The sequence below is a fragment of the Rhizobium sp. Leaf453 genome (assembly GCF_001425605.1).
GTDB lineage: Bacteria > Pseudomonadota > Alphaproteobacteria > Rhizobiales > Rhizobiaceae > Pararhizobium.
This window is the reverse complement of sequence record NZ_LMRG01000012.1, coordinates 43,195-64,946: the sequence shown is the minus strand read 5'-3', so window position 1 is coordinate 64,946 and position 21,752 is coordinate 43,195. Positions and strand designations below refer to the sequence as shown.

Below are 21,752 nucleotides of genomic sequence, written 5' to 3'. Positions count from 1 at the left end.
AACAGTGTATCTTATCAATGGCTTATTCAACTTTTGGACATCATGTTCGGGCATAACGGAGGAGCGAAAAGACACCTTTTCTACACTTCCGGCTGTATATCTTGCGGTGGCTGAGCCAATGGCTCCGGGGTATTCACGATGATCGTCTGGCTTGCAAACATGCTTCCGCCCGGTCGAAAGCGACACCTTCTTCTCCCTCGGCTTTGCGGATCGCCTCTCTTTAAAATCGGCACAGCGACAGCCAAGCCGTGAGCACGCTACAACATGAAAAGGCATGGGCAGACCGCCGATATCGGATGCCCCGCGACGGTAATGCGAATGAAGCAGGAAAGACATGGTGCATAGAGACCTCACCCAGATTACGCTGAGCGTGATGTTCGTCAGCGGCCTGATCGCGGCCAGTTTTTGGGTTCTGCAGCCGTTCCTGCCAGCCATCCTCTGGGCCATGACGCTCGTGATCGCCACATGGCCGCTGATGCTCTGGGTTCAGCGCCACACGGGCCATCGCCGCAGCATAGCGGTGCTCATCATGACGCTTGCGCTTCTCTTCGTGCTGATCGTTCCATTCTGGCTTGCTGTCAGCACGATCCTTGCCAATCTGGACAGCATTACGCAGTTCGCCCAGAATATTCTGACGTTCAAGATCCCGCTGCCGCCTGACTGGGTAGCCAGCTTTCCCCTTGTCGGGAAACCGTTGGCCGATGCCTGGACCCGGCTTGCCGCGTCCAGCTTCAACACGATCGCACCGAAGCTGATGCCCTATGCCGGCGCCACGGTGCAATGGTTCGCGCTTGCCGCCGGCAATCTCTCAGGCATGTTTCTGCAATTCGTCCTGACGGCTGCAATTGCGGCCGTCATGTATTCGAGCGGCGAAACGGGAGCGGCGACAGCACTGCGCTTCGGGCGTCGCCTCGGCGGTGATCGCGGCGAAATGGCCGTCAGTCTGGGGGCCAAGGCGATCCGCGGCGTTGCGCTCGGCGTCATGGTTACCGCAGTTGCCCAAAGTGCCCTGGGTGGCATCGGCCTCTCCGTGGCAGGCATGCCCTTCGCGGCGCTGCTCACCGCATTGATGTTCGTTCTATGCCTCATCCAGATCGGCCCGGGACTGGTGCTCTTCCCTGCGGTGATCTGGCTCTACTATTCCGGTGAGAATCTCTGGGGAACGGTGCTTCTGCTGTTTACCGTACTGGCGGTGACGCTGGATGGATTTCTGCGGCCGGTTCTCATCCGCCGGGGCGCGGACCTGCCTCTTCTGCTGATCCTCGCCGGTGTCATCGGCGGGCTGATCGCGTTCGGTGTTCTCGGTATCTTTCTAGGCCCGGTCATTCTCGCCACGGCCTACACATTGCTGAACGCCTGGATGGACGAGGACTCCGAGCAAACCACGTCCGAAATGCCGACGGGGGCCGATCCCGCCTCATGACAATTTGGTCGGGTCTGATGGATCATCGGCCCCCCGACGTCTTGCAGGTCCGGCTCAAGCATAAGAAGAAAACAGTTTGAAGGAACGATTGGATGGCAGACGCAACACATCCGGCAGCGATTGAACACTTACCTCCATTTGTCACGGCCCCCGGGCAGACAGACTATCTTATGGTCGGGGTCATCATTTTTTTGATCGCCTTCGTTCTGATCCTCGGCAACCTCTATTTTCAGTTGCACGCCGTGCCGGAGCGCATGGCGCACCGGACGAGCAAGGTGCAGATGGAGATCGTCGCTGTCCTCGCGCTGATTTCACTTTTTACCCACAACCATCTGTTCTGGATCGCAGGCCTGCTGCTGGCCTTCGTGCACATCCCGGATTTTTCGACACCGCTTTATTCCATCGCGGATTCACTGGCGAAGCTCTCCGGTCGGCCGCCGGTCGATACCGAGATTGAAGACCCTTCCCACCCGAAACATGAGGAACCGAGGGTCAAGCCGGAACCACAACCGGAAGCCCGCCCAGATACGCATGGTGGAGGTATCTGACAATGCTCGAGTTGATCTTGTGCTCCATGCTGACGGTCCTGCCGGACTATCTTTTCCGCAGATATGCCCAGGGCAAGCGGATCGGTTATGAAATCAATCTCTACACGATGTGGTACGAGTTGCGATGGGGGATTACCGCCTGCCTCGTGCTGACGATTTCGCTGATCACCCTGATCTTCTACTTCCATCCGTCGACCAAAAGCGTAACGGCGGTGTTCCGCACGGTGACGATCCTGCCGGAAGCCGTCGGCCGGGTTGACGAAGTCTATGTCGGCATCAATCAGAAGGTCGCGGCCGGCGATCCGCTCTTCAGGCTCGACAGCGCAGAACAGGATGCCGCAATCGTAACGGCCCGCCGCCGTATCTCGGAGGTCGATGCGGAATTGGAAGTCGCCAAGACCGAACTGATAACTGTCGACGGTCAGATCCAGGAGGCCGAAAGCGCCTATCAGAATGCCGTGGAAGAATACGAGATGAAGGCCCAGCTTCTGAAAACAGATGCGGTGGCCAGACGGGAAGTCGAGCGTCTCGAAACGACCATCGAAGGCCGCCGAGGGGCTGTCGCGGCGGTCAAAGCCAACAAGACCACGCTGGAAACCAAGATCTCCACGCTCCTGCCGGCACAAAAGGCCAGTGCCGAAGCGGCTCTTGCCCAGGCGCAGGTCGATCTGGACAAGACCACGGTGCGCGCCGGTGTTGCCGGCACTGTCCAGCAATTCACCCTTCGCGTCGGTGACGTCGTCAATACGATGATACGTCCGGCCGGGATTCTCGTGCCCGAGCAGGCGGGGCGCGGAACGCTGATCGCCGGTTTCGGCCAAATCGAAGCACAGGTGATGAAACCCGGAATGATCGCGGAGGCGACCTGCATCGGTAAGCCGTTCACCATCATTCCGCTCGTTGTCACCGAGGTTCAGGACGTCATCGCCGCCGGGCAATTGCGTCCGACCGACCAGTTGATCGACGTCCAGCAACTGGCAAAGCCGGGCACGCTCACCGTCTTCCTGCAGCCACTTTTTCCCGGCGGGCTGGATGACGTTCCGCCGGGTAGCAGTTGCATCGCCAATGCCTACACGAATAACCACGACGCGCTTGCCGATCCCAACATTGGCACCCTGAAATGGGCCTACCTGCATGTCGTCGATACGGTCGGGCTCGTGCATGCGATGATCCTGCGCCTGCAGGCCATGCTGCTTCCCGTCCAGACCCTCGTCCTGACGGGACATTAAGAAGGAGAATGCGGCCGCGGTCATATCGAACCGCGGCCGGGAATACCCGGCGGCTAGACAAGATGTATGCCCACCGTCACGGATCGAGAGAATATCAAAATTCGGAGGATCACGACAATGCGTAAAATTCTTGCCTATCTGACGATAGCCTCTTTCGTCTCGACATCGGCCCTGGCCGATCCAGCCATCCTGACGGCCAACGTCAATTTCCGTGAAGGCCCCGGAACGGGTTTCCCGGCGTTCGGTCAGATCAAGCAGAATGAGCAGGTCGATATCCAGCAATGCGATGCCGGCGGCACATGGTGTGCCGTCACCTACGACGGTAAAAACGGCTTCGTCAGCGGTAAATATCTCTCCCAGTCCAGCGAACAGACACCCGCCTGGCCGCGTGTCTTTACCGGGGAGAATGGAGCGACGCTGACGATGTTCCAGCCTCAGGTCACGGACTGGATCGATTTTTCCCGGATCGAGGCATTGGTCGCCAGCGAACTGAAGACCTCGGCCGATGCCAAGCCGATCTACGGTGTGATCGGCATTGCCGCGAAAACCGTTGCAGAGGATGAAACCGACAACGTCGCCCTGAGTGACATCACCCTCACTCGGGTTGAATTCTCCACGCTTAATCGCGAGCAGTTGAACAAGCTTGCCATTGGTGTCGGCAAGATCTTGCCGACCGATCCGTTGACCGTTTCCCAGGAACGGTTGACCGCCAGCCTGTCCGATTTCAAACGGCTCGCCGATGTCAGCGACATCAAGGCGGATCCGCCGCCAATCTTTCACAGCGAAGTTCCGGCGGTGCTGGTTCAGACCGATGGCAAAGCCGTGCTTTCCTCTGTGAAAGGCGTCCCTGGCCTTTCCTCCGTGATCAACACCAACTGGGATATCCTGAAGGTCGACGCGAGCGGCGATTATTATCTGCGCGACGACGGAAGCTGGCTGACGTCGAAAGCTCTGGAAAGCGGCTGGGCGAAGGCCGATACGCTTCCGGATCTCATTTCCAAACTTCCGGACGAAGGCAACTGGAAGGACGTGAAAACAGCGATCCCGCCTAAGCCCTTCACCGACAATATCGTGCCAAAGGTGTTCTATTCCCACAAACCGTCGGAACTGATGGTATTCGAGGGAAAGCCTGCTCTTGAGCGGGTCGAAGACACGGGTCTCGAATGGGCATCCAACACGACGGGCGCCGTGTTCTTCCACACGGCAACGAAAACCTGGTACGTGCTGTTCTCGGGCCGCTGGTTCTCGTCAGCTTCACTGGACGGCCCCTGGGTTTTCGCAACGCCGAACCTTCCAGAAGACTTCCTGAACATCCCCGATGACTCGCCCTATTACGCGGTGCGGGCTTCAATCCCCGGGACATCGGAAGCAGCCGAAGCCCGGCTGAAGGCAAGCATTCCGAAAATGGCACTCGTTCCGACCGACGGGTCCGTGAAAGTTCAAGTCAGCTACAACGGAGAACCCAAGTTCGAGCCGATCCAAGGCACCTCGCTTTCCTATGCCGTCAATGCCAGCGAACAGGTCATCAAGGTCGGTGAGAAGTATTTCGTTCTCAAGGACGGTGTCTGGTTCGTCGGCGATACGCCGACAGGCCCATTTGTCGTGGCCACGTCGGTTGCGGAGGAAATCTACAGCATTCCGCCGTCGTCGCCGGTCTACAACGCAACCTATGTTCGAGCCTATGACAGCGAGCCGGAAGGCGTCTGGTACGGATATACCGATGGTTATCTGGGCGCCTACCTCGCCTGGGATTGCCTTGTTTGGGGCAGCGGCTGGTATTATCCGCCCTACTGGTATGACGACGACGATTATTGGGATGATGACGACTATTATCCCAACCCGATCAGCTATGGCGTTGGCGCATATTACAATCCGGCCCGTGGGACATATGGGCGCTATGGTTACGTCTACGGCCCCGAGCGCGGACTGATCGGCGGAGGCGCGTACAATCCGGAGACGGGTGCCCGTGCCCGCGGCGCCGTGGCAGTTGGGCCTGATGGTGCGCGTGGTTTCGTCGCCGCCTACAATCCACGCACCGGCAATGCACTTGCCGCGCGAGGCGGACGAAATGTCTATGGCTCCTGGGGCAAGGCCGTCGTCAAGCACGGGGGAGAACTCACACGCATCAGTGGGGGAAAGACTGAGAATGGTGGCGGATTGCGCTGGAGCAATACCGGTGGCGACAAGGGCTTCATCGCCGGCAGCAAGGGTGGCGATATCTACGCCGGGCGGGACGGCAACGTCTATCGCCGCAATGACGGCCAATGGGAAAAACGCGGCGAGGACGGCTGGCAGCCCGTGCAGAAGCCGGACGGTGAAAACCTGAAGGCGAAGGCCCGCAGCGCCGGCAACAAGGACAAGGCTGTCCAGCGCATACAGAACCGGCCGGCGCAGAAGCAGCGTCCTCAGCAACGTGCGAAAACCCGCCAGCGCGCACCGGATCACCTCGCCATTGACCGCGCTGCGCGCCAATACGGCAACCGCGGCGACATCGGGCGCTACTATGGCCAACGCGTTCCGCAAAACTACGGCAACTTCCAGAACTATAATCGCGGCGGCGGTTACGGCGGAAGAAGCTTCCAGGGAGGAGGAGGTGGAGGTCCTAGATTCCATGGCGGCGGCGGTGGACGCGGTGGTGGCGGTCGTGGTGGCGGCGGGCGCGGGCGCTGATGATGGAGTGAAGACTTCAGACGGCTGCAGTTAAAAGGCACAGCATGACGTTACAGGCCTCCAAGAAACCCGTGCTGGAGCCGATAGACCGGATGTCGGAGATCATCTTCGGGCTACTGATGGCCTTGTCGTTTACCGGAACGATGAGTGCCTCGGTAGCCGGGGGCGATGAGGTTCGCAGTGTGCTCGCCGCTGCATTGGGATGCAATATCGCTTGGGGGATCGTCGACGCTGTCATGTATGTGCTCGCGACTGTGATCGAACGGCGGCGGCATTTCAACTTCATGGCCGCCGTTCGAAGCTTGCCGGCGCCTCAGGCGCAGGCCGCCATTCGCGAAAACCTGCCGGAGGAGGTTCGTAACGTATTCTCCGAGGAAGAAGCCGGGTCTCTTCTGGCGCGCCTCCGCGACCAACGGGTGCAGCCGAATAAGCAGCTTTTCGTTGTTCATGACCTGAAGGCGGCACTGTTGATTTTCGCATTGGTCGTCCTCTCGACGTTGCCACCCAGCCTACCCTTCCTGTTCATTGAGAACCTGCATGTGGCGATGCGCTGCTCCAACGCGGTAGCCCTGCTGATGCTTTTCGTGATCGGAGCACAACTCGGCAGGTTCTCCGGCGGCCGGCCCCTGCCCATGGCACTTGCAATGGCTTCGGTTGGCTCAGTCCTTGTTGCCGTGACCATCGCGCTCGGGGGCTAAAGGCATGTCGCGCAAAGTGTGCAACGGTTTTGCGGCGACGACATGCGATAAAACAGGGCGCTAAAGCGTGAGCGCAATCTGGCAGATCGCGGCACGCTTTGGACGCCGACACAGCCTCGCGGAGCTGTGGGCAAATTCGAGATGACAGGCGCTGACCACCACCCTGGAGCTGACAATGGGCAATCTCCTTCAAGACATCCGGAACAATCGCCAGCTCTGGCTGCTTGTTTTCGTGCCGGTCCTGTTCATCGCAAATCAGATGGTGCCGCAAGCCCATACAGTGCTGTTCATGCTGTCGGTGCTGGCAATCTTCCCGCTGGCTTTTCTGCTCAGTCATTCGACGGAGGCCGTCGCCAGCCGGATGGGCGACGCCACAGGCGGACTGCTCAATGCGAGCCTTGGAAATCTGACGGAACTGGTCATTGCGCTGACGGCGCTGCGCGCCGGCGAATATGCACTGGTCAAGGCATCGATTGCAGGCGCAATCGTCACCAATACGCTCTTCATGCTGGGCGCCTCGTTTTTGCTTGGCGGACTGAAGCACCGTGTACAGGAGTTCAATCGGGTCAACGCCAGATTTCAGGCCAGCCTGGTTTTCGTTGCCACGATCGCAATTCTCATCCCATCAGCCGTGACCGCTGCAGACTCCCTCGCAATGTCGAAATTCACCCATCAACTGAGTGTTGGCCTCTCCATCCTGCTCATCATTGTCTATGGCTTCGGTCTTCTGTTTTCCTTGAAAACCCACCGGGAATTCTTCAGCGACAATGAAGGTCACGCGGGAGAGCACACGCCATTGGGGGCTGCCTTGGCGACACTTGCCGGCGCAACGGTTTTGGTCGCTCTGGTCAGCGAAATCTTCGTCGAATCTGTCCAGCACGCGGCTGTCTCTTTCGGCATGACACCGGCTTTCGTCGGCTTCATCATAGTCGCATTGGTCGGCGGCGCAGCGGAAATGACCTCTGCGTTTTCCGGTGCACGCAAGAACCGCCTTGACCTCAGCGTCGGTATCGCGCTCGGCAGCGCCGCACAGATCGCTCTTTTCGTTGCACCGGTCCTTGTTCTCCTGAGTTACGTCCTCGGTCCGGCCCCAATGGACCTTCAGTTCTGGCCGGGTGCTGTCGTCATGATGTTCCTTGCCGCGATGACGGTGGTTCTTGTCACCTCGAACGGGCGCTCGACGTGGTTCGTCGGCGTTCTGTTGCTGATGGTCTATGTCATCCTGGCGATGACGCTATATCTTCTGCCGCCGCAGATAAGTTGACGACAGTTGATCGCAAATAGCGTCACCCGCCAACAGTCGGGTGACGCTGGGATCATGATATCGCAGTCGAAATCCCGGATATCGCCGGGTCGGCACCTCGATCAATCGATGATATGGTACCCGCCATCGACGTAAAGAACCTGTCCTGTGATCAGCCGCGCCGCGTCATGGGCAAGAAAGGCAGTCGCAACGCCGACATCGTCAATGCTGATCAGTTCCCGGACCGGGGCCTTAGTCTTGGTCTTTTCCAACAATTCATCGAATTCCGGAATGCCGGAGGCTGCGCGTGTTGCCAGCGCTCCCGGAGAGATAGCATGGACCCGGATGTTCTTAGGGCCGAGCTCGGCAGCCAGGTATCGCACGGCACTCTCGAGCGCCGCCTTCGCGACGCCCATGATATTGTAATTGTCGACAACCTTCTGTGCGCCGTAATAGGTCATGGTGAAAAGGGCGCCGCCATTCTTCATCAATGGTTCGGCAAGATGCGCCATGCGCAGGAACGACCAGCAGGAGATGTCCATCGTCTTCAGGAATCCATCGCGCGGCACATCCACAACCCGCCCGGCCAGCGCCTCCTTCGGCGAAAAGGCGATGGAGTGGACAACGAAATCCAGTTCGCCCCACGTCTTCTCGATGGTGTCGAAGACCGCCTCGAGTTGCCCCTCTACAGCCATGTCCATCGGCATGAAAATCGGGCTTTCGACCTCCCGCGCCAACGGTTCGACATGTGGCTTGGCCTTGTCGTTGAGATAGGTGATCGCAAGTTCGGCACCGAAGGCCCGAAAAGCACGCGCGCAGCCCCAGGCGATGGATCGATCATTGGCGATCCCGACGATCAGCCCCTTTTTGCCCTTGAGAAGCTGCGCGCTGACGACTGGTAGGGACATGATTGCTTCTCCCGCTGTCTGACTTTCAAGAGGATCGGATCAATGCAAGCGTGTGGCGGGCGATCATCAACTCCTCGTCCGTGGGCAGGACATAGAGTGCGACGCGGCTCGCCCCGGTAGAAATCAGTGTTGCGCCATTTTCGTTGGCATCGGAATCCAGCTCGGCGCCCAACCATTCCAGCCGCTTGGCGATACGCGCCCGGATCAACGGAGCATTTTCCCCCACACCGGCCGTGAAGACGAAGGCATCGAGACCGCCCAGCGCACCGGCGAGCATGCCGGCGTTGAGCGCACAGCGGTGGATGAAGTGATCAATCGCAAGCGCTGCCTGCGGTTCCCCGCTGGCAAGAAGATCGCGCATATCGCCGGATATTCCCGACAAGCCCTTGAGCCCGGACGACCTGTAGAGCAGGTCTGTCACCTCGCTGCTGCTCATTCCCTTCTGATCAATCAGGTAGAGGACGACGCCCGGATCCATCTGTCCCGGTCTGGTCCCCATCGGCAATCCGTCCAGGGCCGTGAAGCCCATGGTCGTCTCCAGGCTGCGCCCATCCTTCAACGCACACATCGAAGCGCCGCTTCCCAGATGGGCGACAATCACGCGACCGCCAGCGATCGCGGGTGCAACTTCAACCAGTCTCTCGGCAATATATTCGTAGGACAGGCCGTGAAAGCCATACCGCCGGACCCCTGCCTCATAAAACGCCCATGGCAGCGCGTAGCAATCGGTATGCACCTCATGCCCCCGGTGGAAGGCCGTATCGAAACAGGCGATCTGCGGCACATCCGGATTGATGTCCATGGCAAGCCGGATCGGTGCCAGATTGTTGGGCTGATGCAGCGGCGCCAGATCCTGAAACGTGGCCAGCTTGTCCAAGAGTTCATGGTCGATCAGCATCGGCTGCGCATAGTCCGGACCGCCATGCACCACGCGGTGACCGATCGCACGAAGGCTCATGCCACCCAGCGACTGCAACCATTCCCGCGTTTCGGCAATAGCCGCGGGCAGGTCCTTTATCGCCGCCGGCTCGTAGGTGCGATCGACCAGCACGGTGCCGTCAGCGGACGCCGCCTTCAAGCGCGGGCGTGTGCCGATACCATCCATTTGTCCCCGGAAACGGCGCTCAAGCGCCGTTCCGGACACCTCGAAAATCTGAAACTTGAGGCTTGATGAGCCAGCATTGACGACCAGCAGCACATCCATGTGTCAGGCCGCCGCGACTTGCGCCAGCCGGCGCCGAGCCGCCGCATAAAGGCTCGCGACGGCGCAGGAGGCAAGCCGGCTACGCACGGAGTCCGCGCGCGAGGTCAGGACGATCGGCACGCGTGCTCCCAGCACGATGCCGGCCGCATCGGCACCCGAGAGGAAGGTCAGGTTTTTTGCCAGCATGTTGCCGGCTTCCAGATCCGGTACGACGATGATCTGCGCGCGACCGGCCACCGGGGAGGTTAGTCCCTTGATTTCGGCAGCCTCCGGGCTGATCGCGTTATCGAACGCCAGCGGGCCGTCCAGCACACCACCGGTGATCTGGCCGCGTTCCGCCATCTTGCAGAGGGCGGCCGCCTCGATAGTGGAGGGAATCTTGGTCGTCACCGTCTCGACGGCCGAGACGATTGCGACGCGCGGTTCGCCAAGGCCGATCGTTACCCAAAGGTCGATCGCATTCTGGACGATGTCGCGTTTGACATCGAGATCGGGAAAAATATTGATCGCCGCATCCGTAATGAAAAGCGTGTCTGGATGCCGCGGCACATCTATCACGAAGACATGGCTGATACGGCGATCCGTCCGCAAGCCCGTGGCCGACGCTGTCACCTCCCGCATCAGTTCGTCAGTATGCAGGCTGCCCTTCATCAGCAGATCGCCCTTGCCCTCACGGATCAGAGCCACCGCTTTTGCCGCGGCTGCGTGGCTGTGCGGCGCATCGATGATCTCGTGATCGCGCAGATCAAGCCCATGCTCACTCGCCACCTTGCGAATTTTCGCCTCCGGACCGACCAGCACCGGGACGATCAGACGAGTTTCCGCCGCCTCCAGCGCCCCGCGCAACGATGTTTCATCGCAGGGATGCGCCACGATCGTCACGGCCGACGGCGCTTCCTGTGCCGCCGCAATCAGGAGGTCGTATTTGGACGGCCCGGGTGCTGTCGTGAGCGTATCAATCAAATCAAAGTCTCCCGTCTCGATTATGCGCTTCGGTTGCGCGGCTTGGTCCGCACCGGCAAAGGGGTCGGCTCGCCGCTCTGCACCTGCCTTTCCGACCTTTCCGAAACATCGAAAAGTTCCGTGATCCGCTGAAACCGTTCATCAACGGCATCGCTCAATGGACCCGACGCTTCCAGCACATTGCGAAGGGCGGCGTGCGCAGTGCGCCGTTCCTCGATGTTGTGCGGGAGCATGGCGGATATCGCTGCAAGCGCCTCCGCTTCGTCATGGAGAAGAATGTAGTATTGTTCACGCACCATTGCCTTGAACTCGGCAAGGTTCAACCGATTGGCGCCTTGGTGATCGCGGCGAATCCGGCGGACTGCCTCGAAGCCACGCTCATCGGCTCCGTTGAGAGCCCTGCTGACGAACAGCAAAGAGCGCACGAGCGCTTCCAATAGTCCGCCCTGGGCAATCTTGTCGCGCAGCGCCGAGGTTCGGGCTGCGACCAGTGTATTGGTCAGGATGCTCTTGGGGGCGCGGCGCGGCGGCCGATTCGATTCTGGATCACCTCCCAATGCGGCCTGCAGTGCCGGCGATCCGTACAGAGCAAGGAACGTTTGCTCCGCGGCTCTCTCAGACATTTTGCGCCAGCTCTCCAAGCTCTCGACAATACGGTCGGACATCTGTTCCTGAAGAGCCAGGAAGGGGTTGTCCGCCTCAATGCCGCGCCGGTTTCCGCGAACCTGTTCCGCTGCGCCCTCGACCCAGGAGAGAAAGGGGTTGGACGCGCCAAACAGTTCGTAGCTCAGCCGCAGCGGATGCATCCGCCGCATGGTTTCCGCCCAGGCGGGATTGACCGCAGCCTTCACCGCCGGCTGTAAGAACGCGCGATAGAGGGCGAGATTGATCTCGGACAGGCGCGCAGCAGCAGCAAAACGGTTGTCATCCTGGATGTCATTGCCGCCGAGCGCGCGGATGTCATCGAGCGTGCGCCGTTCGCATCGCATATTCCATTCACCGGTCACGAGGTCCGGATTTTCGATAGCCTCGCCTTTGGGCTCGAAAACACCTTCGTAAAGCCCCGGAGGCAGAACGTCGATCAGGTCGATATTGGACGCAAATTCATCGTGCTCCTTGCGCGCGACGCCGGCCGACACGAAAATTCCGAGATGCCCGACCTTTTCATGCACGACGTAGACAATCGTCTGGCCAAGAGATCGGATCTCATCGACATTATCGTAGAGATCAAGGATCCATCCGAGCGCCTGCTGGGGCGGTGTGATATTGTCACCCTTCGAGCAAAAGACAACGATCGGCGAACGGATCGTGCGCAGATCGACCGTAGTTCCATCGGACGTGCGGATTTCTCCGGCAGCAAGCTTGTTGCCGACGAAGAGTTCATCGACGATGAACTGCATCTCCTCTGCGTTGAGCATCACGTGTCCGCCCCACCAGCGCTCGAAACCGAGATAGCGTTCCGCTTCCGTATCGACCTTGGAATAGAGATTGTACTGCTTGGTCCAAAGCGTATTGGCCGGGTTCTGGTTTTCGAAATTCTGCACGAGCCAGGCGCCATCGAATTTGCCTGCACCCAGATCTCCGAACAGCGCGGTCAGCCAGCTTCCGCCCAGCAGCCCACCGGAGTAGCGCATCGGATTTTGCCCATGCACGCCGGCCCAGTAGGAAAGCGGCGCGCCCGCAATGATGACGGGACCAAAAAGGGCAGGCCTCAGCGCAGCGAGCATCATGACCGCCCAACCGGCCTGGCAGTTGCCGATGACACAGGGTTTCCCATCCGCCTCGGGATGGCGCGCAATGACGATCTCCAGAAAGCGTGCCTCGGCACGGGCAATCTTCTCGATCGTCTGGCCAGGCACCGGCTCGGGCAGGAAGCCGATGAAATAGCAGGCATGGCCGGCTTTCATCGCGACGCCGATCTCGCTGTCGGCCTTGAAGCCACCAATACCCGGGCCATGCCCCGCCCGCGGGTCGACAACAACGAATGGTCGCTTGAGCGGATCGATCGTCACGCCCTCGGGCGGTATGATGCGGACGAGTGCATAATTGACCGGCTCGTCGAAGGCACGGGCATCGGCGATCAGTTCAGCCTGATAATCCAGCACATGCGGCGCTTTCTGTACCGCATGTTCTTCATACTGCTCCGCCCGGCGCCGCATCACATCGAGGAACAGGATCCAGCGCTGCCACGCATCGATCGAATACCCTGCGGCCGCGTCGGCGAATACGGGCAATGTTTTTACGCTGGATGGTTCGGGCATCTGTCCACTCCTCTTGCAATCTGAACGAAGGGAACGAATAGGCTAAACGGAACTCGCGCTATGGTAGATGAATAGAAAATTTCAACATTAGCGAAGCATTAAGAGACATAATCCCACAGGATTGTTGCATTCATTTTACGGAGGAGCAAGAACGAGATAGGGATGCGATAGACTTCACATTCATTGCGGCCACGCCGCGACGGACATTCATCTGAGCCGGACAGGTTTAAAAGTAAATGAACCCAGAGACTTGATTTCCGGACATCGCCGCCAGGCCTCGTGTGGACGAATTGTCGCAAGCAGGGTCAGGGGCAGCAGTGTGCTTTCGCCTTTCATGGGCATCCGGGAGATGGCTCGACACAGCATGGCCGATCACGCCTGGCTTTGCACTTGCCGGAGTCGCTCGCATCAACCCTCTGCTGAGGTTGACCCATCGCGATTGATCTGCGCCCTGCCGGGGGCGCGATTGCGAGCGAACACACTTGGGATTTATTGCGACAGGGTGGCCGCACCATCCGATCGCCATCGTCCCCAAGCATGGCGGAGCCGCTTGGAAGACTTGGTTGTTTACACCCCCTGCACCACTCCGGCGCAGGGGGTATTCAAAAATGGACGTATTACCAAGTCGCTTAGATGGGCCTGTTCAGCCAGATGCCCTTTGTATCGATAATTGCGTAATCGCTCGTAAGGGGCGTTGGTATCGCCTTGAAGTCATCGTGATCGACCAGCATCACAAGAATCTTGCATGACCGGAAGGCGTCGGCAGTGCTGACCAGGTTTGCCTGCGACTTAACGCTCTTGGGCAATTCATGCAGATGAGGCTCGACGACATCCACCAGTCCCGGAAACTGTTCGGCAAGACGCGCAACGATCTTCATTGCGGGGCTTTCGCGGACGTCATCGATGTTCGGCTTGAACGACAGGCCGAAGCAACCGATGCGCGGCGCCTCGGAACTGGACTTGGTGTAGTTGGCCACAGCTTCGTTGACCTTTGCCAAGACCCATTCCGGCTTACCGTCGTTGACCTCACGTGCTGTCCGGATGATTTTCGCCTCTTCCGGAGCCTGGCTGACGATAAACCAGGGATCAACGGCGATGCAATGTCCGCCAACACCGGGACCCGGCTGCAGGATATTCACGCGCGGATGCCTGTTGGCAAGCTTGATCAACTCCCAGACGTTGATCCCGAGACGATCGCAGATGAGCGAGAGTTCGTTTGCGAAAGCGATATTGACGTCGCGGAAGCTGTTCTCAGTCAGCTTGGCCAGTTCGGCAGTTCGGCAGTCGGTTTCGATGCAGTCTCCTTCGACGACCATCTTGTACAGATCCCGTGCGCGCGAGGAGCAGGCGTCGGTCATGCCGCCGATGATACGGTCGTTCGTAATCAATTCCGTCAGCGCGTGGCCGGGAAGGATGCGCTCGGGGCAGTGCGCGATCCGGATGTCCGAGGCCTCACCCGCCGTCTGCGGGAATGTCAAATCCGGGCGTTCCTGAGCAAGCCATTCAGCCATCTGCTCGGTCGCACCGACAGGGCTGGTCGATTCCAGCACGACAAGGTCTCCCTTCTTCAGCACGGGGGCGATCGACCGGCTGGCGGATTCAACATAGGAAAGATCCGGGTCGTGCGTATTGATTCCAACGCGGAACGGCGTCGGCACGGCAATCAGAAACGCATCGGCCGACTCGGGCACGGTTGTCGCGCGCAAATAGCCGGCAGTGACGGAACGCCGGAGAGCATCAGCCAAGCCAGGCTCGACGATGTGCGGTTCGCCGGAATTGATCTTTTCGACCGCACTGGCATTGACATCAAGCCCGATCACCTTGATCGCCCGCAAGGCAAAGACCACCGCCGTGGGTAGGCCGATATAGCCAAGGCCGACAATACATACGGAATTAAACGGTTTCATCGATTTACTCCAAATTCCTGCAGTGCATCTAAAATTCTGGCGACGGATTTGCCATCGCCATAAGGGTTATGCGCGCGGCTCATGGCCTGATATTCGGCTTCATCGGTCAGAAGCGTGGAGACCCATTTGACGATGAGGTCATTGTCGGTTCCGACAAGGCGTACCGTGCCGGCTTCAACCGCTTCAGGCCTTTCCGTCGTATCTCTCATCAGAAGCACTGGCTTGCCCAACGATGGGGCTTCTTCCTGGATGCCGCCCGAATCTGTCAGAATGATATGAGACTGGTTCATCAGCCAAACGAACGGCAGATAGTCCAGCGGCTCGATCAGATGGACATTTGTCGTCGAGCCCAGAATCCGGGTAACCGGTTCACGCACTTGCGGGTTCATGTGCATGGGATAGACGAAGTCCACGTCGCCGAAATTGGTGGCGAGCTCGCGAAGGGCGAGGCAGATGCGCTCAAAGCCCGAACCAAAGCTCTCACGCCGATGGCCGGTTACAAGAACGATCTTGCGATGCGGGACGTAAAAAGGGAAGCGTGCCTGCAAGCTGTCGTTTAGCTGTGCGTCGCTCTGCAAACGCCCGGATATTTCGACGAGAGCATCGATAACCGTATTGCCGGTCACGATGATACGATCAGCAGGGACATTCTCGCGCAGGAGATTATCCCGCGCACCGTCCGTCGGCGAAAAATGCAGGGTCGCGAGCGCACCGACAACACGGCGATTTCCTTCTTCCGGCCAAGGCGAATAGATATCGCCTGTCCGCAAACCTGCCTCGACGTGTCCGACCGGTTTACCTGAATAGTACGCGGCCAAAGACGTCGCCAACGTGGTTGTCGTATCGCCATGCACCAGGACGATATCAGGCGAGGTTTCACTGATCACCGACCGCAATCCCTGAACCATCGTTGCCGTCAGGCTATGAAGGTCCTGCTTGTCGCGCATGACATTCAGGTCGTAATCCGGCTTGATTCCAAAGAGATCGATGACTTGGTCGAGCATTTCGCGATGTTGAGCGGTAACACATACAACACTTTGAAACCGATCATCACGCTCCAGACCGAGTACCAAGGGCGCCATCTTGATGGCTTCGGGACGAGTTCCAAAAACAGTCAGCACTTTCATCATAATAGATTTTTTGAGACCTTTTATTGTGATCGATCTTTCGGCTGCTTTTAGAGTTGTGGCGCGGCGGTGTAAATCCTTCACGACAATTGAATGCAAGCACCACCTAATTCTGGCTCTCCAGCGCCGCTATCCATAGTTGACATGTAACAACTAGAGAAGACCAAAATTCGACCCTTGTGGATCAAAGTCCATCGCCGCGTCAATGCGGTTTGATGCACTCAAGCCGTGATGCGCCGCGTCATTTCTGGGGGAATTCTGCAACTGCCGCAGTTCGCGCTGTCTCAATCCTGAGCATATATTGGTTGTTCGGTTGGTGGATTTGCATTTCCGGACACAGCGATGTAATGCGTGTCTCGCCGCGCCGCTTGCCGGTAGCAGATCGCGAGACGCACTTCGACGCCGGGTAGCCTTTCCAACATGTCGAATTCTCTCTCCGCATAAGCAGTCGCTAAATCAGATGCGTTTGTTATTCTGATTGATCATACGGGACGACGAGCACGACATGCTCAGACATAACAAGACTATCGGCACCGAAACAGGTGCAGAGAACCGCGCCGTGACTATGAACACGGCGGGTAACGCTGAAAAACAACGCAAGCTTCTCGTCTTGTCGGATTTCGACTCCCGCGTGAAATGGGGTGTCTCACTGGCCGCCTTTTTTCAGCACTCATGCGAAATTACGGTCATGTTCGAAGAAATACCGTCCTCCATCCGTCAGAGGTATATTCTCCCGAATTACACCGTAAGGCAGTATCGTGATCTCGACCCGATCCTCAACAGTTCCGCGTTGTTCGAGTACGACTACGTTATCCTCGCGCTTGGGGGCAGCCAAGCAGTGAGAGCCATGAGCACCATAGCTGACCGCCAGCACGAATTCCCTGCCAGACCGCTGGTCATCGCGGGATTCAACGGTCTTATGGAGCCAGGGGATCCACACGGTTTCCTGTGCCGGCAAGGCGCTGACATCATCTGCGTCAACTCGACTAGAGATATGTCGTTCTTTCAGGAACTGATCACGGAGTTCCATCTGGACGCATCGCCTCTGGTCTTGGCGGGATACCTTCGCCAAAACGATCGGCTTCCTGCACTGCCGCAGAACGGGCCGCCACAAAGCATCCTCTTCGTCGAACAGGTTGGGCGCCCCAGCAATTTGCGGCAGAAGATATTGCTGATGGAGCAACTGGCGGCATATGCGCGCGCGCACCCCACCAGGCAGCTTGTCATCAAATTGCGCAGCGTAGAGGGTATTCGACACACCAACTCAAGCAAGGAGAAACACAGCTTCCGGAAAATCTGGCACTATACTGTCAGACCCCATCCAACCAATGTCGTGTTTTCCTATGACGGCACCGAAGAGATCTTACCCAAAATGGACCTTTGTGTATCCATTTCATCCACGGTACTATTTGAAGCATTGGAAATGGGAATAAGGGTCGCGGTTATCAGCGACTTCGGCATTGGTACACATATTGGCAACACGGCATTTATCGGCAGTGGATTGTTTGTTTCGTTGCAGGATCTGAGAGACGACAAAATCCCGGAGGTCGCAAAGGAATGGTTGCAGGAGAACGCTTCCTTCTCCGACACCTTTGCAAGTGACCTCACAACGAAACTGGCCGAACTGGATGAGCAACGGGCGCAAGGCACGCTGACGCCGATGAAATTGTTTTATGACAGGAGCGGCTTTCCGTCTCTTTATCTGACAAAGAAAGCGCAAGGCAGATTTTGGAACTGGATGTCAATTTTGACACAAATGTCCCTCTATTTCAGAAGAACCGCCACGAAAGAGGGATCGATGGAGAAAAAAGGGGCCGATCGGTGAAACTATACAGAATCATCAGAAAGAATGTCAGGAAGCTTCTCCGCAACATTCCTTGGCTGGCCTTCCTCGTGAAGCCGACGACCACGGAGAAAACCCTCCAGAGCCATTTCAAGGATCTTACAAAGTTTGCCGCCCTCGCGGACGTCAACGGCTTGAAGCTGGGTGACGAATACCTTTGGCCCTACTTTCGCCAGCGATTGTGGGTCCAACTCTACGGCGTCGGGCGGGGAAAGATGGAAAAGGCGAAGATTCCGCCGGAGGCGATGCAACGAGGCCGCCTCTCGGACTTGCCCCTTGCTGACCGTCCGAAGCTCAAGAAGAAATATAACGCGCTGGATATCAATGAGATAAAGCCCGGCAGCTACAATGTCGACTTCCTGTTCATGGTCGTCACCAATGCTTCCGAGACGGTGCTTCTGCCCGATGGCAGCTACTATCATCGTGTCACCGATCCATTCTACGAGATTGCGGGGGAAGTTGGCTCCGCGATGAAGATGGAAATGCTGAGGGTGAAATCGCCGCAGTTGGAACGGTCGAAGATGTATCATCACAAGGCCCAGTATGTGATGGCGCCTGTTCCGACACAGCGCGATGATCATTCGCGGATGAGTTATCCCGTCGGGCTTCTGAAGCGGCTCAATCGCAGGATCCCATCGCTGGAATACACGCATCCGATTTTCCGAAAATTCATAAACTGGGAAATGCACACACGGGATTATTACATCGACCTCCTACGTCGGATAAATCCGCGAGTGCTGTTTCTCAACGGCTTCCATTACCAGGCACCTTTGATTTCTGCCGCCCACCATTTGGGGATCAAGACGGTGGACATTCAGCACGGCATCCAGGTCGGGTACAATCCGCTGTACAATGATTGGGAAGAAATGCCGCCCGAAGGCTACCAGGCTGTGGTCGATACCTTCTTTGTGTGGGGCGAGAAGGAAGCCGATTCAATCCGGAAGGTTTTCAGAGGCACCAAGCACGCCCCGGTCGTGACCGGCTTTCCGTGGCTCACGCGACAACTGGAACTCACGCCACCTTTGGCCGAGGAGTATCAGCAGAAATTCTCTCAGTATCGCGTCAAGGGCTTGCTGATCATGCAAAACCAGGGCGATGTTCCGCATATCTATAAGGAGTTGATCCGCCGCTCGCCCCCGGATTACTTGTGGGTCGTTCGTCACCATCCCAAGGGAAATCGCTTCACGCTGGCAGATTTCGGGCCTGCCCCGCACGACAACGTGTTGCTCGATACCTACTTCGACCAGATCGTTCTGGCGCAGTTGTTCGAGCATGCCGACATCGCGATATCGGAAGGGTCCACGGTGGCAATCGAAGCCGACTATGCCGGCCTCTACAATTTCGTATTCGGGGAAAAGGGTTACCAGAACTACACGCAGGAAGTCGACAACGGTAGCTTTTTCCACGTCAAGAATGCGGCTGCCTTGTATTCAAAGGCAGAGACGCTGGATTTCACACTTCGCGAGTCCAGAACCGGCAACTACGCGAAGACGGATGTTAAAGCGATATTCCAAGGCCTGCTCGATGAAGGCTTTGAGACAGAACCTGAAAGGAAAATTGGGTGAGCGTTGCAGGTTGTTACATAATTGCCGAGGTTGGCCAGGCCCATGACGGTAGCCTCGGAATGGCGCATTCTTTCATCGATTCTCTCGTCGGTAGCGACGTCGATGCCATCAAGTTCCAGACGCATATCGCAGAAGCGGAAAGCAGCGCTCACGAACCGTTCCGTACGAAGTTCAGCTACGAGGACAATACGCGTTACGACTATTGGAAGAGAATGGAATTCACTCTCGAGCAATGGCACGGGATCAAGGAGCATTGCGACAAGGCGGGACTGGATTTCATCAGCTCGCCATTCTCCAATGCTGCGGTGGATCTTCTCGAAGACGTTGGTGTGGCCAAGTACAAGATTGGCTCCGGCGAAGTTTCCAACTTTCTCATGCTTGAGAAGATCGCCCGTACCGGCAAGGACATCATCCTTTCGAGCGGCATGAGCGATCTCGACGAACTTGATAACGCCGTGAATTTCCTCCGGGCTTTTGGAAACAAGCTCACTGTGCTGCAGTGCTGCACGAGCTATCCGACCAAGGCGGAAGATGTCGGATTGCGGGTTATGGATGTTCTCCAGAAACGATACGATCTGCCTGTCGGGCTGTCGGACCACTCTGGGGTCATCTATCCCTGCCTCGCCGCAGCAGCGCTCGGGGCATCGGTGTTGGAGTTCCATATCACTTTTGATAAGAGAATGTTCGGGCCGGACAGCACCTCTTCGCTCAACGTTGACGAAGTCCGGAGCCTAGCACAGGGCGTGCGTTTCATCGAAGCCGCGATGGGATTGGGTACGGAGAAGGCGGACAGCACGAAGTTCGAAGCCTTGAGGAAGGTGTTCGGCAAATCGCTTGCCGTAAACCGGAATCTGAAGGCGGGCGACGTTCTCACATTTGACGATCTTGAGGCGAAGAAGCCCGCAGGTCATGGAATACCGGCGAAGGAATATCAGCGTGCCGTGGGCAAAACGCTCACCCGTGATCTGGACCGGTGGAATTTTTTGCAGGAAGGTGATGTAAGTGTCTAAGAGAAAAATTTGCGTGGTCGTTACAGCACGGCCGAGTTACGCGCGCGTTAGAACCATGCTTCACGCCATCCAGAGACATGAAGATCTCGAGCTTCAACTGGTTCTTGCCGGATCGGCGTTGCTGGATAAATATGGTGATGTGGGGCCGATCGCGGAAAAAGACGGCTTTGAAATTTCCGAACGGATTTACAATCTTTTGTCAGGCACCGCGCAGACTTCCATGGCCAAGACGACCGGCCTTGCGATCATGGAACTGGCAACGGCATTCCAGAACCTGAAGCCCGACATCGTCGTGACCATCGCCGACCGGTTCGAAACGATCGCGACATCGATCGCCGCCTCCTACCAGAATATTCCACTTGCCCACATTCAGGGTGGCGAGGTGACCGGCAGCATTGACGAGAAGGTTCGTCATGCGAACACGAAATTTGCGGATCTTCATCTGGTCGCCAGCGAACTTGCCAAGGAGCGGGTTCTGAAGATGGGCGAGCATGCCGCCTCGATCTTGAATACCGGCTGCCCGTCGATGGACATCGCCCGTGCCGTTCTCGAGAGTCCGGCCATCGATTTCGACCCGACCGCAAAATATGGTGGGGTCGGCGCCGAGATAAAGCCGACGGGCGAGTATATCGTTGTCATGCAACACGCCGTGACCACCGAAGATTCGCATGCGCGCGACCAGATCGAGGAAACCATCAAGGCTGTCAACGCCCTGAACATGCCCACCTTCTGGTTCTGGCCGAACGCCGATCTTGGCGGGGAAAGCATTTCAAGTGGCCTTCGCCATCACCGCGAAGAATACGATCTCAGCAAGGCCCGTTTCTTCAAGAACATGGAACCGGAAGACTTCCTTCGTCTCGTCAAGAATTCGGCCTGCCTGATAGGCAACTCCAGCGTCGGCATTCGTGAATGCGCCTTCCTGGGCGTTCCTGTCGTCAATATCGGCTCCCGGCAAACCGCGCGCGAACGCGGCAAGAATGTCGTGGATTGCGGTCATAACGCCGAAGATATCAAGGCACAAATCGTCAAGCAGATTGCCCACGGCCATTACGCCTCCGAGCATATCTATGGTGACGGCCATGCCGGAAAGAAGGCGGCGGATGCCTTGGCCAACTTCACCTTGAAGTTCCACAAGACGCTCGCCTACTGATAA

General features: G+C 57.7%; 16 protein-coding genes. 10 read left to right on the top strand and 6 right to left on the bottom strand.

Annotated elements, in window-relative coordinates:
* The first annotated feature begins 334 nt into the window (after positions 1-334).
* The 6 genes from ydiK to cax all read left to right on the top strand — a co-directional run bounded on the left by ydiK (position 335) and on the right by cax (position 7,832).
* On the top strand, positions 335-1,423 hold the full coding sequence (gene ydiK / locus ASG68_RS13910) for an AI-2E family transporter YdiK (RefSeq protein ID WP_062583775.1): 1,089 nt from the start codon (positions 335-337) through the stop codon (positions 1,421-1,423).
* 92 nt (positions 1,424-1,515) lie between these two features.
* Positions 1,516-1,971 carry a hypothetical protein gene (locus tag ASG68_RS13905; protein ID WP_062583774.1) on the top strand — a complete coding sequence of 152 codons (456 nt, stop codon included), beginning with the start codon at positions 1,516-1,518 and terminating at the stop codon, positions 1,969-1,971.
* Positions 1,972-1,973: 2 nt separating this feature from the next.
* Positions 1,974-3,200, top strand: a complete 1,227-nt coding sequence (locus ASG68_RS13900) for an HlyD family secretion protein (protein WP_062583773.1) — start codon at positions 1,974-1,976, stop codon at positions 3,198-3,200.
* 117 nt (positions 3,201-3,317) lie between these two features.
* Positions 3,318-5,870, top strand: a complete 2,553-nt coding sequence (locus tag ASG68_RS13895) for an SH3 domain-containing protein (protein ID WP_244484234.1) — start codon at positions 3,318-3,320, stop codon at positions 5,868-5,870.
* A 92-nt stretch (positions 5,871-5,962) separates the two neighbouring features.
* Complete coding sequence (locus tag ASG68_RS13890) at positions 5,963-6,568, top strand: VIT1/CCC1 transporter family protein (protein ID WP_162243582.1); 606 nt, start codon at positions 5,963-5,965, stop codon at positions 6,566-6,568.
* 175 nt (positions 6,569-6,743) lie between these two features.
* Positions 6,744-7,832 carry a calcium/proton exchanger gene (gene cax, locus ASG68_RS13885; protein ID WP_062583771.1) on the top strand — a complete coding sequence of 363 codons (1,089 nt, stop codon included), beginning with the start codon at positions 6,744-6,746 and terminating at the stop codon, positions 7,830-7,832.
* 101 nt (positions 7,833-7,933) lie between these two features.
* Here the strand turns inward: cax and fabI are convergent, their stop codons facing one another.
* From fabI to wecB, 6 genes are all read right to left on the bottom strand, one after another.
* Positions 7,934-8,719, bottom strand: coding sequence for an enoyl-ACP reductase FabI (fabI, locus tag ASG68_RS13880; RefSeq protein ID WP_062583770.1), 786 nt, complete (start codon positions 8,717-8,719; stop codon positions 7,934-7,936).
* Between the two features lie 25 nt (positions 8,720-8,744).
* A complete protein-coding gene (locus ASG68_RS13875) occupies positions 8,745-9,923 on the bottom strand; it encodes an acetate/propionate family kinase (RefSeq protein ID WP_062583769.1) in 1,179 nt (392 codons plus the stop codon).
* Between the two features lie 3 nt (positions 9,924-9,926).
* A complete protein-coding gene (locus ASG68_RS13870; protein ID WP_062583768.1) occupies positions 9,927-10,886 on the bottom strand; it encodes a phosphate acetyltransferase in 960 nt (319 codons plus the stop codon).
* A gap of 20 nt (positions 10,887-10,906) precedes the next feature.
* The gene (locus ASG68_RS13865) at positions 10,907-13,147 is read right to left on the bottom strand and encodes a DUF3141 domain-containing protein (protein WP_062583767.1); all 2,241 of its coding nucleotides are present in this window, start codon (positions 13,145-13,147) and stop codon (positions 10,907-10,909) included.
* A gap of 629 nt (positions 13,148-13,776) precedes the next feature.
* Positions 13,777-15,054, bottom strand: a complete 1,278-nt coding sequence (gene wecC / locus ASG68_RS13860) for a UDP-N-acetyl-D-mannosamine dehydrogenase (RefSeq protein ID WP_062583766.1) — start codon at positions 15,052-15,054, stop codon at positions 13,777-13,779.
* The gene (gene wecB, locus ASG68_RS13855) at positions 15,051-16,184 is read right to left on the bottom strand and encodes a non-hydrolyzing UDP-N-acetylglucosamine 2-epimerase (RefSeq protein WP_062583765.1); all 1,134 of its coding nucleotides are present in this window, start codon (positions 16,182-16,184) and stop codon (positions 15,051-15,053) included. Before wecB ends, wecC begins: the two co-directional genes overlap by 4 nt.
* Positions 16,185-16,686: 502 nt before the next feature.
* Here wecB and ASG68_RS13850 point away from each other — a divergent pair.
* Genes ASG68_RS13850 through neuC form a run of 4 tightly spaced genes read left to right on the top strand, consistent with a single transcriptional unit; the run spans position 16,687 to position 21,749 of the window.
* Entirely contained in the window at positions 16,687-18,006 is a 1,320-nt protein-coding gene (locus ASG68_RS13850) for a DUF6716 putative glycosyltransferase (RefSeq protein ID WP_156384877.1), read from the top strand.
* The gene (locus ASG68_RS13845) at positions 18,003-19,589 is read left to right on the top strand and encodes a hypothetical protein (protein WP_062609872.1); all 1,587 of its coding nucleotides are present in this window, start codon (positions 18,003-18,005) and stop codon (positions 19,587-19,589) included. The genes ASG68_RS13850 and ASG68_RS13845 overlap by 4 nt, the downstream gene beginning before the upstream one ends.
* Positions 19,586-20,599: an N-acetylneuraminate synthase family protein gene (locus ASG68_RS13840; RefSeq protein ID WP_200943296.1), complete on the top strand. Its 1,014-nt coding sequence runs from the start codon at positions 19,586-19,588 to the stop codon at positions 20,597-20,599. The genes ASG68_RS13845 and ASG68_RS13840 overlap by 4 nt, the downstream gene beginning before the upstream one ends.
* Positions 20,592-21,749, top strand: a complete 1,158-nt coding sequence (gene neuC / locus ASG68_RS13835) for a UDP-N-acetylglucosamine 2-epimerase (RefSeq protein ID WP_062583762.1) — start codon at positions 20,592-20,594, stop codon at positions 21,747-21,749. Before ASG68_RS13840 ends, neuC begins: the two co-directional genes overlap by 8 nt.
* Positions 21,750-21,752 lie beyond the last annotated feature (3 nt).